The sequence below is a fragment of the Hungatella sp. L36 genome (genome assembly GCF_014288035.1).
The window spans coordinates 52,130-66,677 of record NZ_JACOPC010000012.1; the positions used below are offsets into that span (position 1 = coordinate 52,130).

12 protein-coding genes are annotated in these 14,548 nt (G+C 51.1%); 11 read left to right on the plus strand and 1 reads right to left on the minus strand.

Annotation, left to right across the window (positions count from 1 at the left end):
- Window positions 1-78 precede the first annotated feature (78 nt).
- Both H8S80_RS23690 and H8S80_RS23695 read left to right on the plus strand, forming a co-directional pair.
- Window positions 79-759, plus strand: a complete 681-nt coding sequence (locus tag H8S80_RS23690) for an ABC transporter ATP-binding protein (RefSeq protein WP_002601366.1) — start codon at window positions 79-81, stop codon at window positions 757-759.
- Window positions 760-761: 2 nt separating this feature from the next.
- Complete coding sequence (locus tag H8S80_RS23695) at window positions 762-3,389, plus strand: FtsX-like permease family protein (protein WP_117622113.1); 2,628 nt, start codon at window positions 762-764, stop codon at window positions 3,387-3,389.
- Between the two features lie 85 nt (window positions 3,390-3,474).
- Here the strand turns inward: H8S80_RS23695 and H8S80_RS23700 are convergent, their stop codons facing one another.
- Window positions 3,475-4,497, minus strand: a complete 1,023-nt coding sequence (locus H8S80_RS23700) for a PTS sugar transporter subunit IIC (RefSeq protein ID WP_117622114.1) — start codon at window positions 4,495-4,497, stop codon at window positions 3,475-3,477.
- Between the two features lie 501 nt (window positions 4,498-4,998).
- Here H8S80_RS23700 and H8S80_RS23705 point away from each other — a divergent pair.
- From H8S80_RS23705 to H8S80_RS23745, 9 genes are all read left to right on the plus strand, one after another.
- Entirely contained in the window at window positions 4,999-5,568 is a 570-nt protein-coding gene (locus H8S80_RS23705) for a ferritin-like domain-containing protein (RefSeq protein WP_025529219.1), read from the plus strand.
- Between the two features lie 84 nt (window positions 5,569-5,652).
- Complete coding sequence (locus H8S80_RS23710) at window positions 5,653-5,922, plus strand: type II toxin-antitoxin system RelB/DinJ family antitoxin (RefSeq protein WP_117622115.1); 270 nt, start codon at window positions 5,653-5,655, stop codon at window positions 5,920-5,922.
- Entirely contained in the window at window positions 5,915-6,241 is a 327-nt protein-coding gene (locus H8S80_RS23715; protein WP_117622116.1) for a type II toxin-antitoxin system YafQ family toxin, read from the plus strand. The genes H8S80_RS23710 and H8S80_RS23715 overlap by 8 nt, the downstream gene beginning before the upstream one ends.
- A 373-nt stretch (window positions 6,242-6,614) precedes the next feature.
- Complete coding sequence (locus tag H8S80_RS23720; RefSeq protein WP_117622117.1) at window positions 6,615-8,108, plus strand: YjjI family glycine radical enzyme; 1,494 nt, start codon at window positions 6,615-6,617, stop codon at window positions 8,106-8,108.
- A complete protein-coding gene (locus tag H8S80_RS23725) occupies window positions 8,105-9,022 on the plus strand; it encodes a YjjW family glycine radical enzyme activase (protein WP_029467402.1) in 918 nt (305 codons plus the stop codon). Before H8S80_RS23720 ends, H8S80_RS23725 begins: the two co-directional genes overlap by 4 nt.
- A 286-nt stretch (window positions 9,023-9,308) precedes the next feature.
- On the plus strand, window positions 9,309-10,415 hold the full coding sequence (locus H8S80_RS23730) for a BMP family ABC transporter substrate-binding protein (RefSeq protein WP_002601359.1): 1,107 nt from the start codon (window positions 9,309-9,311) through the stop codon (window positions 10,413-10,415).
- Window positions 10,416-10,565: 150 nt separating this feature from the next.
- Window positions 10,566-12,101, plus strand: coding sequence for an ABC transporter ATP-binding protein (locus H8S80_RS23735; protein WP_117622118.1), 1,536 nt, complete (start codon window positions 10,566-10,568; stop codon window positions 12,099-12,101).
- Window positions 12,094-13,245 carry an ABC transporter permease gene (locus H8S80_RS23740; protein ID WP_002601357.1) on the plus strand — a complete coding sequence of 384 codons (1,152 nt, stop codon included), beginning with the start codon at window positions 12,094-12,096 and terminating at the stop codon, window positions 13,243-13,245. The genes H8S80_RS23735 and H8S80_RS23740 overlap by 8 nt, the downstream gene beginning before the upstream one ends.
- Before the next feature lies 1 nt (window position 13,246).
- Window positions 13,247-14,167 carry an ABC transporter permease gene (locus H8S80_RS23745; protein WP_025529222.1) on the plus strand — a complete coding sequence of 307 codons (921 nt, stop codon included), beginning with the start codon at window positions 13,247-13,249 and terminating at the stop codon, window positions 14,165-14,167.
- The last annotated feature ends 381 nt before the right edge of the window (window positions 14,168-14,548 follow it).

Below are 14,548 nucleotides of genomic sequence, written 5' to 3' on the forward strand. Positions count from 1 at the left end.
TCTCTCACTGAAAAGTCACAGAGATGTAAGGTGAATTCTCTATTATATGAGTATACCATGAGGAAGGAGGCTCACATAATGGAGCTTTTAAAAATTGATAATCTATGCAAGGTCTACGGCAGGGGTGAAAATCAGGTTACTGCCCTTGACCACGTTTCACTCACAATCGAAAAGGGCGAGTTTGCCGCGATCATCGGCCCCTCCGGCTCCGGCAAATCGACACTGCTCCACATCATTGGCGGCGTGGACGTGCCGACCAGCGGAAAGGTGTATTTAGACGGGCAGGATGTGTATGCGGGAAATAGTGAAAAGCTGGCCATTTTCCGCAGGCGGCAGGTGGGGCTGATCTACCAGTTTCACAACCTCATTCCCACCCTGAATGTGGTGGAGAATATTACCTTGCCCATCCTGATGGACAAAAGGAAGGTCAACGAGGAACGACTGGAGGAATTGCTGGAAATGCTCGGTCTGAAAGACCGGAGAACGCATTTGCCTAATCAGCTGTCCGGGGGGCAGCAGCAGCGGGTCTCCGTTGGGCGCGCGCTGATGAATGCGCCGTCTGTCTGCCTGGCCGACGAACCGACAGGCAGTTTGGACAGCCACAACGGCCATGAGATCATCAATCTGCTGAAATTAAGCAACAAAAAATACCGGCAGACCCTCATCGTCGTCACGCACGATGAAAATATCGCCCTGCAGGCAGACCGCATCATCGGTATCTCGGATGGTAAGGTAGTGCGGGATGAGAGGATGGTGTGATGATGAATATCTTTCACAAGGTCACCCTGCAGAGTATGAAAAAGAGCCGCACGCGGACAATTGTCACCGTGATCGGGGTAATTCTGTCCGCGGCTATGATCACGGCTGTCACGACGTTCTCCGTTTCTTTGCTGAACTACATGATTAAGGGCGCAACAGTGAAATATGGCGGATGGCACGTCGAGTTTTTGGATGTCGATTCCTCATTCGGGGAGGCGCGGGCCCGGGACGCCGGTGTGGCTGGCACAGCGATATCCGAAAATATTGGCTATGCGGAGCTGAAAGGCGGGAAAAATCCCAACAAGCCCTATCTCTTTATTGCGGGATTCAGCAAAGAGGCTTTTGACACGGTTCCGATTGAGTTAGTCTCCGGCAGACTGCCTGAGAACAGCGGGGAGATTCTGGTTCCGGCCCATGTCGCGGCAAACGGCGGCGTTACTTATGCAGTGGGGGACACACTTTCGCTTGCCATCGGAAGCCGTATGGCTGGGGAAGGCCGTCTCGGCCAGCATGATCCCTTTCCTGCCAGAAATGAGCCGGGGAAGGAAAACGAAACCTTTGTGCCTCAGGAAGAAAGAACCTATACGGTTGTCGGCATCTGCGAAAGACCGGCTTTCGAGGAATTTACTGCGCCGGGTTATACCTTGATAACGACAGAAGACACAGCAGCAGGTCTGACGGCAGGCTCGACAGGTCAGACGGCCAGCTTAAGCATCTTTGTCACACTTAAAAATCCGGGAAAAGTCCAGGCTTATATTGAAAGGACTGCCGGGCAAAGCGCATATGTTCTGAATGACAATGTGCTGCGTTTTCTGGGGGTGTCCAGCGATCACCTGTTTAATATGCTTTTATATTCCGTCGGCGGAATTTTGATGGCCTTGATCATGACAGGTTCGATTTTTCTGATTTACAATTCCTTTACCATCTCGCTGAACGAACGGACGCGCCAGTTCGGGATTCTGGCATCCGTGGGGGCTACGGCCGGACAGCTGCGGAATTCGGTGCTGTTTGAGGGGCTCTGTATCGGTGCGGCTGGTATTCCCATCGGTATCCTTGTGGGCCTTGGCAGCATTGGCCTTGTAATATCCTTTGTGGCGGAGAAGTTCAAAAACTTCGGCTACAGTGCCGTGTCTCTTTCGCTGACTGTGTCCGGTACAGCCATAGCGGGGGCGGCGGTGATCAGTCTGGTCACAATTCTGTTTGCCGCCTATATTCCGGCCAGGAAGGCCGCGGCCAGACCTGTGATGGAAAGCATTCGCCAGACCAATGAGATCAAAATCGAATCGGGAGCCGTGAGAACATCAAAACTGACGCAGCGCCTCTGCGGCCTGGAGGGAACGCTGGCTCTGAAAAATTTTAAAAGAAATAAGAAGCGCTGCCGCAGCATCGTGCTTTCCCTCTCTTTAAGCGTTATTTTGTTTGTCTCGGCCAATGCTTTTGGAAGCTGCCTGAATCAGGGAGCGAAGCGGTCCGTGGTAAATACGGATTTTGACATCTGTTTTTCGTCCCCGAAAATCGATGAAAATGAATTATTCCGTCTTTACGGCAGGCTTAAAACTGCGGAGGGGATCAAAGAAAGCTCTTATCAGGCGCTTATGTCATATTCCTGCGCGGTCAGGGCCGGCGACTTATCAGACGAATACCGGAAATACATGGGGTATGAGAATCCGGATGAGACAGTCACACTGCCGATGGATATCCAGTTCATTGAGGACAGAGAATTCCGTAATTTTATCGAAAGCCAGGGATTGTCTCCGGAAGAATATACCGGCCAGAATGCGAAAATGATTGCCGTAGCGAAGCAAAAATCAGATGAGACGAAAAGCGGCCGGAGCGGGCTGGTTAATATGTTTGTGGGTGATTCCGTGAGCGGATCGGTCACTCCCAGAGCCGAACTGCCCGGGGAGGTGAAAGGGAATCCATCGGCAGACAAAGAGAAGCAGATAAGTATCACCTTCGTCGATACCATACCTCTCGATACACTTCCAAAGAACTCTTCCGATGTGAAGCCGTTTATCTTTATGATCGTCGCACCATGGCAGCTAAGAGAACAGTTTGTATCTCCGGATGCGGGGGAGATAATGGGACTGACCTTTCTGGCAGATAAGCCCTCCCAGGTGACGGCGGAGATGTCGGAAATGATTCAGGAAGCGGGAATAGGAACCGATTACACCCTGTATAATGTGAACCGGATGTTTGAAGAAAACCGCAGCATTCTGTTTGTCATTCATGTGTTTACGTATGTTTTTGTGATGATGATTTCGCTGATTGCGGCGGCCAATGTGTTCAATACCATTTCCACCAATATCAAGCTGCGCAGGCGGGAACTCGCCATGCTCCGGTCGATAGGAATGTCTGACCGTGATTTCAATAAGATGATGAATTTTGAGTGTGCCTTCTACGGTATGCGGACGCTGCTGTTTGGGCTGCCGGCGGCGGGAATCTGCTCCTGGCTGATCTACTGCGGCATGGCTGCCGGGGGAGCGGACGTAAGCTTCGTATTTCCATGGGCGAGTATGGCAGTCAGCGCGTTCAGTGTGTACTTTATCGTGTTTATCACAATGGTGTTTGCAGTCGGAAAATTAAAGAAAGAGAATATCATTGATGCGCTTCGAGATGATATGGCTTAACAAAAGATCAGGGCCTGGCGGAAAAAGCCAGGCCCTGTTTTGAATAAATTACGGTTGTTCCGCTTCTGCAGTACAGTATGTCGTGCTACAGATCCAGTTTTAAATCCCCTTCCCTGATCCAGCCGGCTTTCCTTAAAAATTCTCCGAAGACCAGCGTCAGAACGGCGGGAAGCAGGAAGCAGACCAGCAGAATTCCGATCCACATTCTGGCGCCGCCGCCCATCGCGGTATAGACGCCAATTGGACCAACTAGCCCGCAGGTTCCCATGCCGGAGGCCGTCTCGATGTTTTTCATCTGGAAGATCACAGTGGCGACCGGACCGGTTACGAGGGAGGCCAGCGTGGGCGCAATCCAGATTTTCGGATTCTTTACGATGTTGCCCATCTGGAGCATGGAGGTGCCGAGCCCCTGGGCCAGCAAACCGCCCCAGCCATTTTCCCGGAAGCTTAAAACGGCAAACCCGATCATCTGGGAACAGCAGCCGGCCGTGGCCGCGCCGCCTGCCAGACCGTCGAGCGCCAGCATAATACAGATAGCGGCGCTGCTGATCGGCAGCGTCAAGGCGATCCCGATGAGGCCGGATACCAGGATTCCCATGAAGAAGGGCTGCATCTCCGTGGCTGTTTTTACCAGATTTCCGAAGGCGGCCATAAAGGCAGCCACACCCGGCCCTACAAACTGAGCGATCAGGACGCCGGAGATGATGGTGACGCCGGGGGTGACGATGATGTCGACCCGGGTTTCCTTCGATACGATTTTTCCGAGTTCCGCTGCCACGACGGTGGCCACCAGTGCACCGACCGGTCCGCCCAGCTCGTTGCCGGCGATCCCGACGGTAGCGGCGGAGAATAAGACCAGCTGCGGCGCCTTCAGCGCGTAAGCGATCGATACTCCCAGAGCTGCGCCGGTCGCACTTTTTGCGTAGCCCGCAATGGTGCCAAATAACGCGACACCTGTCTTGTCACCCAGCGTTGCAAAGATGGTGCCGATCAGCAGCGAGGCAAATAAGCCAAATGCCATGGCACCCAATGCATCAATGAGATAGGTCTGGACGGTGATGTTGACGTTTTTACGTTTCAAAAACTCTTTCACGCCTGTTTTTTCCATGTTAGAAATCTCCTTTATGTATTTGTCTGTTACAGGTGCACACATTTGGCGAAAATGCCAAAGCAGTTAGTTATGTATTTTACCATAGAATTGGAAAATTGCAAGAATAACATGAAAAAGGACCAGCCGGGGGAGCTGATCCTTTTTTTGGAGAAGGTATTTCGTTTCTTATGGGGTGTAGCAAAAACTATATAATGTATTGGGGGGGTTTACGATTATTAATATAACTCATTCCCACAAAAAAGTGTTCACAAACTTTGGAAAAATCAAAATAAAAAATTGTGCGTTTTACCAGTATAAAAATATTGGTTATAAAAATTAGATAAAAACAGTGTGTGAAGCGGTGGGGATAGGTCATAATTTACATAATGGAGTGTGGCTCTGCCAGTACTGCATTTTATTCACATTTAATGGCGCAGTGCAGTACAAGGTTCTATATCAGGGCTTTTTCTCATAAAGATTACTTAACTACTTTATCAGATCTTTTGAGGAAGCTATTTTATGAACAATACTCCGTATAGTATCCATGCGAATCCGGACTCCATACCGGTTATCCATTCGAACTGGTATCCTCCGGTCGCCGTTACCGAAAAAAATCTTCAGTACGCGCAGATCCTCATGCCGGACTTAGCCGCAGCGGCCAGCGAAATGACCACGGTACACCAATATCTGTATCAGTCCTGGACTGCCGGCAGCAATTATAATAACGAGTCCTGCAAGCCGGATTCCCGCGCCTTACATAAAAACATACGCCGTGTGATCCAGCGCATCGCTGTGGTTGAACAACACCATTTTACCATTATCGGACAGCTCATTACTCTTCTTGGCGGCCAGCCGGAATGCCGTTCGGCGGAGCCGTGTTCGTACTGGCGCGGAAATATGGTAGATTACAGCTGCGATATCCGTACCGTGCTGGCGACAGACGCCGAGTCCGAGAAGTTCGCCGCCCAGGCATATGCCGATCAGTCTCAAAAGATCAAGGACCCTCAGGTATCCAAAATGCTCGCGCGTCTGTCTCTGGACGAGAAGCTGCATTATAAAATATTCAGTGATTTTTTATCGCAAATCTAATCAGAATTGTAGTATATATCGCATTTGAATGTATTGACGTTGTTAACACGTTGTGCTTTGATTTTTTTAAAGGAGATGATAACAATGGCAAAGACATCAAACATAAATATTCGGATTGACCCTGACATTAAAGAGCAGGCCGAGCATTTGTTTTCAAAGTTTGGAATAACGATTACAGATGCAATAAATATGTTTCTTCATCAAAGTATTAACGTTGGCGGAATTCCATTTGAGTTAAAAGTTGAGAAGACAAATGCGGTTACTTCAGCAGCTATGGATGATGCCGCTAATGGAAAAGATATACATGGTCCCTTTGACAGTGTGGAAGCTTTGATGGAGGATCTCAATGCTTAAAGTCGAGTATCAGGGGCAATTTAAAAAGGATTATAAGCTGGCAGTTAAAAGAGGCTGTAACCTGAAGCTTCTGGCCGATGTAATTACCATGCTGGTAAATGAGAAGCCGCTGCCGCCAAAGTACAAAGACCATAGCTTGGCAGATTCCCGGAATTATAAAAGAATGAGGGCGTGCCGCATACAGCCTGACTGGCTGCTGGTATGGCGCCCTGAACCATTCTGGTTTAGGGCGCTATTGCTTTTTCTGCTAAGTCTGAAGCATTCTCTGCGAGCCTCTGCGGCAGGAAGCTGCTTTTTGCACAATATGTATATTCAATGAGTTGTTTAAGTTGGCGTTTTGTTTTTTTCATATCTTATTCTTAATTCTGGAAACACTGTCGTTCTTTATTGCTAAAATGTGTAATGAACATTGTCCTCTCCGGACTGGTGCACCTTCCCGAAATCCCCCCACCCATTTATTGCAAATCACTATTTTTCCGATCACAGTCGTTGCAAAGAGGACTTGTGTCCTTTTTGTATCTACTTTTTGCCTAAAAAATGGTTCGTAAAAATGTGATATTTTCACAAAGTGGATAATATTTCCTCGTAAAGGGACATAAGTCCTTTTAAAAAGAAAAAACCATTGCTACAATGTGATTATTCCAAAACAAAAAGAGACATAAGCTCCATTGAAAAAGAAAGAGGTGGAATGCATGAATAAGGTTTTAGACATTGTGACATCGAAGGGACTGACGTATGAACAGAAGGTGGTGGCCCTGGCCCATGCGGCGGAGAACAGTCTGGAGGTACTGGAGATACCGGAGAAGACCCGTCACTATATGGAGACCGGAGCTATCTGTGACCTGGACGAAGGCCATGCGCCGTACCGGCCAAGATATATCATGCCGGATTACGAAGCGGCGGTGAAAAAAGGGTGTGAATTTCTGCAGCTTTACCCGCCGAAGGATCTTGACGAGGTGATTCAGTTCCTGGAGATTTTGTACCGCCATGTGCCCTCCATCACCAGTTATCCCGTTTATCTTGGCAGCATCGACCGCCTGATCGAACCGTTTCTCGAAGGTGTGAGCGACGAGGAAGCGGAGAAAAAGCTGAGATTGTTCCTGATTTATCTGGACCGGACCATTACTGACGGGTTCTGCCATGCAAATCTGGGCCCGGAGGAGACGAGAACCGGACGGATCATCCTGAAGCTGGAAAAAGAGCTTCAAAATGCGGTTCCGAACCTGACACTGAAATATGATCCGGATATTACGCCGGACTCCTATGGGGAGCTGGCGCTCTATACCTCCCTTTACTGCGCGAATCCGGCCATCTGCAACCACCGGATGCACAAGGATACGTATGGGGACTACGGCATTTCCAGCTGTTACAACATTCTGCCCATTGGAGGCGGTTCCTACACACTGACGAGAATCGTCCTTCCGAAGCTGGTTCCTGAGGCAGAGAGCAGAGAACAGTTTCTGACGGAGACCCTTCCGGACTGTCTGCAGCGCATGGGGGACTATATGAACGAGAGAATCCGGTTCCTCGTGGAAGAATCGAATTTCTTCGAGACCTCGTTCCTTTCCAGAGAGGGTTTTATTTCCAGGGATAAATTCCTTGCCATGTTCGGAGTCGTGGGGCTGGCGGAATGCACCAATCTGCTGATGGATGACCCGGACAAGATCTACGGAAGCGATCAGGAAGCGGACCAGCTGGCAGACCAGATCATGCAGGTTATCGCGGAATATGCGGAGACATCGAAGGCGCTTTACTCGGAGGTATTTCATGACCATTTTGCACTCCACGCGCAGGTCGGCATCGACTCGGACCACGGAATTACGTCGGGAGTGAGGATTCCGGTCGGAATGGAACCGGAACGCATGTATGACCACCTTCGCCACAGCGCACGTTTCCATCGCTTTTTCCCGACCGGATGCGCGGATATCTTTTCCTTTGACCCAACTGGCAGAAATAATCCGGCGGCCATGCTGGATATCGTAAAGGGGGCATTTTCCCTGGGTGATAAATACATAAGCTTTTATGCGTCGGACAGCGATTTAGTCCGGATTACCGGCTATCTGGTGAAACGGAGCGAGATGGAAAAGTATTACAAGGGCGAGGCGGTGCTTCAGAATACGGTGTATCTCGGAGGAGATAATTACCGGAACGCACATCTGGAAAACAGGAAGGTGAGGGCGCTATGAGCATGGTCCCTTCCGAGGCCGTGATTAATAAGATTATTCCGTTGAGCGTTGTGGATGGCCCGGGCTGCCGTACTTCCGTATTCGTCCAGGGCTGCAATATCGCCTGCGCCTATTGCCACAACCCTGAGACACAGCAGTTGTGCAGCGGCTGCGGCCTCTGTGTCAGCCAGTGTCCGGCGGGAGCGCTGTCGATACAGGAAAATGGCGGAGAAACGCCGAAGGAAAATAAGCATGACCGCGTAATCTGGGAAGAGAGCCTGTGCGTGCAGTGCGATACCTGTATTCGCGTCTGTCCCAGCCACGCGTCTCCCAAGGTACGCCGGATGAGCGCAGAAGACGTGTGGAAGGAAATTGAAAAAAACATGCCGTTTATCCAGGGGATCACCGTTTCCGGAGGTGAATGTACCCTGTATCCGGAGTTCCTCACAGAGCTGTTTCGGCGGGCAGGGAAATCGGGGCTTACCTGTTTCCTGGACAGCAACGGCTGTGTGGATTTGTCCCAATATCCACGGCTGATGCAGGTGACGGATCAGGTGATGTTAGATGTAAAGGCGTGGGATCACGACGTCTTTGGACGGCTGACAGGCGGAGATGTCTCTATAGTAAAGAAGAATCTCAAATATCTGGCGGAACACGGAAAATTATTCGAAGTGCGGCTGGTCTGTCTGGATTCGGAGCACGAGGGGGAAAAACGGCAGGAAGGGGTTCCCGAAGTGGATATGGAGGCGGTCATCGCAGGCGTATCCCGGGAAGCGGCTCCCTATTTAAAGGAATTCCGGCTGAAGCTGATTACCTTCCGCCAATATGGAGTGACCGGAAGTCTTAAGGATGCGAAAAGTCCGTCCCGGGAACGCATGGAAGAGCTTAAGCGTTTGGCTGTCAGATACGGGTTTCAGGATATCCAGGTGGTATAGGAAATGAGAGAGAGAATAAAGAAGAGACAGATAAAAAAGTAAAACGGATAAAAGCAGAACAAACATAGCAGAACAAACATAGTAAACAAACATAGAAAAACAGATAAAACAATAAATAAAAAAGCAAAAAACGTAAAAGCAAAAAACGAAAAGTCAAAAATGTAAAAGTCAAAAATGTAAAAGTCAAAAATGTAAAAGTCAAAAACGTAAAAGTCAAAAACGTAAAAGTCAAAAACGTAAAAGTCAAAAATGTAAAAACAAAAAAACAAAACGGAGGATCAGATTTATGAAGCTCAGAAGAGGAATTGTATTCGGTTTAACGGCGGCAATGGCACTGTCTCTTACAGCATGCGGAGGCGCAAAGACGGAGAGCACAAAGGGAGAAAGTGCAAAGGCAGAGAGCGCGAACACGGAAGGCGGTACATCAGAGGGAAAGAGCAGCTTCTCGATTGCGATGATCACCGATACGGGCGGAATCAATGACCAGTCGTTCAACCAGTCCGCATGGGAAGGTCTGACGGAGTTAAAGAACGAAAAGGGCGTGGAGGTCAACTACATCGAGTCGAAGCAGGCTTCCGATTTCGTTACGAATCTGGAAAGGCTGGGAGACAGCGGCGCCAATCTCTTATGGGGCGTAGGCTATGCCTGTGCGGACGCGGTTTTAGAGGCCGCGGACAGCAACCCGGATATCCAGTATGCAATCATCGACAATGCTTACGACGATACGCCGGACAATGTGACGGGCGTGATGTTCCGGGCGCAGGAGCCGTCCTTCATGGTTGGATATGTGGCCGGACGTATGACTGAGACTAATAAGGTAGGCTTTGTCGGAGGCATTTCCTCAGGTCTGATCGATCAGTTCCAGTACGGGTATGAGGCAGGCGTCAAGTATGCAGCAAAGGAGCTGGGCAAGGACATTGACATTTCCGTACAGTATGCGGAGAGCTTCAGCGATGCGGCAAAGGGAAAAGCCATCGCCACGAAGATGTATTCCGACGGATGTGACGTGATCTATCACGCGGCAGGCGGAAGCGGAACAGGCGTCATCGAAGCGGCCAAGGAAGCGGACAAATGGGTGATCGGCGTGGACAGAGACCAGGCTTACTTAGCACCGGAGCACGTTCTGACCTCAGCACTCAAGCTGGTAGGAAAAGCCGTCAAGGAAGTTTCCATCGAAGCCATGGACGGAGGAACAATCGGCGGCCAGACGCTCACCTTCGGATTAAAGGAAGAGTGTGTGGGAATACCGGAGGAGCATGGTAATATGGCAGACGGTGTTTATGAGGATACGCTGAAGGTAGCGGATTCGATCCGAAACGGGGAACTGGTACCGCCGACCACAAAAGAAGAATACGAAGCGTTTATCCTCGCGAAGGCAACGAGCCAAGGTTAAGCTCGCTTGACTTTGGCGACTGCCCGCGGGGCAAAGATTCCGCGGCAGTATGCGGAATCTTTGACAGAAGAATAGGATAAATGAATTTACACCGCAGAGTTAAGAAACAGAATTTAACCTGCGGTGTAAACAATGAAAGGAGAAATCGAGATGGCCACGGTGAGCAGCGACTATGCGGTTCAGATGCACGGGATCACAAAGCGGTTTGGGGCGTTTTACGCTTTAAAGGACATGAATCTGGACGTAAAGAAGGGCAGCATCCATTCCCTTCTGGGTGAAAATGGGGCGGGAAAAAGTACACTGATGAATGTGTTGTACGGTCTGTATCAGGCCGATGAAGGCGAGATATACGTAGGCGGTAAAAAGACAGATATCAAGAATCCCAATGTAGCAATTGCTAACGGGATCGGCATGGTTCATCAGCATTTCATGCTGGTGGAGGATTTCACGGTAACACAGAATATCATTCTGGGCAATGAGACGACCTCCCACGCGGGAGTTGTGGACATGAAGAGGGCCAGAAAACAGATTCTGGAAATCGTGGAGAAATACGGGCTGGAAGTCGATCCGGATGCGAAAGTAAACGATATATCCGTGGGAATGCAGCAGCGCGTGGAGATATTAAAGGCCCTGTACCGCGGGGCAGAGCTGCTGATTCTCGATGAGCCCACCGCAGTTCTGACTCCCCAGGAAATCGAGGATCTTCTCTCCATCATGCACAATCTGGTAAATGACGGAAAAGCCATCATCATCATCACCCATAAGCTGAAGGAAATCAAGGCCTCCTCCGACACCTGCACCATCATCCGCCGCGGAGAGTACATCGATACGATTTCGGTAAAAGAGGTTTCAGAGCAGGAACTGGCCACGCTCATGGTGGGCCATGAGGTAAAGCTGGTGGTGGACAAGACACCGGCAAAACCGGGAGAAACCGCTCTGGAGATCAAGGATCTGGTCGTGAAAAACGAGCGGAAGCTGGACGCGGTGAAGGGGCTGAACTTAAAGGTTCGGAAAGGTGAGATCTTGGGAATTGCCGGGATCGACGGCAACGGTCAGAAAGAACTGGTGGAGGCGATCGGATGCCTGATTCCGGCAGAAAAGGGGACCATCACAGTCTGCGGAAAACCCATTACCAACACGGACCCGCGCACGGTCATCGACAGCGGCGTCAGCACGATTCCGGAGGACAGGCAGAAACGCGGTCTCGTTCTGGATTTCTCTGTCAATGAAAATGCAGTGCTGGAGCGGTACCGCCAGGAACCATTTTCCAGAAAAGGGATCTTAAATAAAAAAGAGATGGAACAGTTTACAAAGAAGCTGATCGAGGAGTTTGATGTCCGCCCGGAGGACTGCGGTTCCAAGCGGGCAGGCGGCCTTTCCGGAGGAAATCAGCAGAAAGTCATCATCGGACGGGAAATTGCCATGAATCCGGATGTGCTGATTGCGGTTCAGCCCACCCGCGGATTGGACGTGGGCGCCATTGAGACGGTACATAAGACGCTGATCCGTGAGAGGGACAAGGGAAAAGCGGTGCTCCTCATCTCCTTCGAACTGGATGAAGTGATGAATGTATCCGATACGATCGCGGTGATCTACGATGGAAAGATCCAGGATACATTTCCGCAGGGAACCGTGGATGAAAATACGATTGGCCTGTTGATGGCAGGAGGAAAGAATCATGGATAGAACTGTAAATATTTTGAAGAAGCCGCTCACGATGACTCTGATCGCCATCTTCTTCGGCTTTGTGGTTGCCGGGATTATCCTTGCGGCGGCCGGATATCCTCCGGTCCACTCACTGGGCGTCCTGTTTAACGGTGTGTTTTCCAGCCCCAAGCACGTATCCAACGTCATTATTAAGAGTACTCCGCTGATTCTGACAGGACTCGGCGTGGCATTTGCATTTAAGACCGGACTCTTTAATATCGGCGCTGAGGGACAGTTTATCATGGGTTCCGTGGCGGCTACCGTGGTCGGTATTCTCTTTGATTTCCCGCCGGTGATCCAGATTCCACTGGTTCTGTCAGCCGGTGTGGCAGCGGGAGCGGTATACGGAGGCATCGCCGGATTCTTAAAGGCTAAATTCGGTATCCACGAGGTTCTCACCAGCATCATGCTTAACTGGATCGCACTCTATTTCTCCAATTACGTCTGCGGTCTGAACCGGTTTCATAAGCCGGATACCATCGGAACGTACGCAATCAACCGGTCCGGTTATACGATGATTCTGGGAAATTATAAGGCGACGGAGGAAGGCAAGGCCGCTCTGGCCCAGAATGAATTTCTGCGCAGCACGATCCTGAAAACGGATGTAAACGCGGGATTTATCATTGCCATCGTCCTCGCAGTCCTGATCTCCTTCCTTCTATATAAAACTGCAAAGGGCTTCGAACTGAGGGCCGTTGGCTCCAACCGGTTTGCGGCTGAATTTTCGGGGATTTATGTGAATCGGAATATCCTGCATTCCATGCTGATCTCCGGCGCCATCTGCGGGCTGGCGGCAGCGCTTTACATAACCGGCAACTCGCCCCATGGAATTGCCACGCTGGCGGCATTTGAAAATACCGGTTTTAACGGGCTGGCGGTCTGTCTGATCGCGGCCAGTTCTCCTATTGGCTGTATTTTCGCAGGACTTCTGTTCGGCGGCCTGATCTACGGCGGCCAGACGCTGCAGTACGAGGTAGGCGCACCGTCGGAGATCATCAACATTGTCATCGGAGTCATCGTGTTCTTCGTTGCGCTGACCCATATCATTCCGCCGCTGGTGGAACGCTTAAGGAAAGTCCCCCTGGGAAAACCTGGGCGGAATGTCTCGAAGGGAGGAAAATAACATGCTTAGCAGTCTGACGCTGTTTATCGGCATTACACTCATGTATTCTACCCCTCTGGTTTTCGCCGCCCTGGGCGGAGTGGTGTCAGAGCGGTCCGGTGTTACCAATATTGGAATCGAGGGAATGATGACCATCGGAGCGGTGACAGGAGCTACGGTGGGCTACTACTCCGGAAGCGCCTGGGCGGGATTTTTCGCTGCGGGGCTGGCCGGCGGTCTCATCGCGCTGCTTCATGCGTTTGCGGCCATCACATGCAAGGCGGACCAGACGATATCCGGTATCGCCATCAATTTAATCGGACCGGGCGTCGCCCTGTTCGTCTGCCGCCTGTTATTTGACGGGGCGACCATGTCGCAGCCGGTTCCGAACAAGATTCCGAAGCTGTTCGGCGGCCTGAATGTAAAAGGCGCGCTCCAGAATTTAAATGTGGACGTGACGGTGGTTATCGCCCTCCTGCTGGCTGCGTTCCTGTGGTTCTTCCTGTATAAGACGAAGTGGGGCCTTCACATCAGGGCTGTGGGCGAGCATCCGGCGGCTGCGGACACCATGGGTATTAATGTCTACGTGATCCGTTACCTCTGCGTGCTGGTATCGGGAATTTTCGCCGGTTTTGGCGGCGCTTCCATGACGCTTGCCATCATCCCGCAGTTTACGCCCACCGCCATCAGTGGTCAGGGATTTATCGCACTGGCGGCCGTAATCTTTGGAAAATGGACGCCCCACGGCGCATACGGCGCGTGCCTGCTGTTCGGTGCGGCCCAGGCGCTTACGGTTACGCTGGGAGGCGGAGATTTCGCGGTTCCGTCACAGATTCTGGCTATGCTGCCCTATATGATTACCATTGCAATCCTGATTCTGTTTGTCGGAAAGTCCTCTGCGCCGAAGGCCAGCGGCCAGCCGTACGAGAAGGGCGCCAGATAAAATTGAAGGGGACGCCTGCCGCCAGTCCAATCCGCCAGTCTGCTCCGCCTGGGACGGGAAGGGGACTTTGGCGGCGGTGTGAGGAAAAAGCCGGAAGCCGGCGGGCAGAAGACGGCTCATGTTTCCAGAGTGGGCGGGACTAAGGGCCGACAGGGGGCAAACGGGGGTACCGGGCAATTCGACCGAACTCTTGATGAGTTCGCTCTCAGTGCCCTCAGATTTTCGTCCTGTAAACGAAAATCTGCCCCCCGTTTGCCCCCTGCCTGCCCTAAGTCCCGCCACACTCCGGAAAAAATCGCCGTCTTCTGCCCCCCGTCTTCCGCCTTTTTCCGGCCAGGGTACGGAAAAGTCCCCTTCCCGTCCCGGGCAGAGCAGACTGGC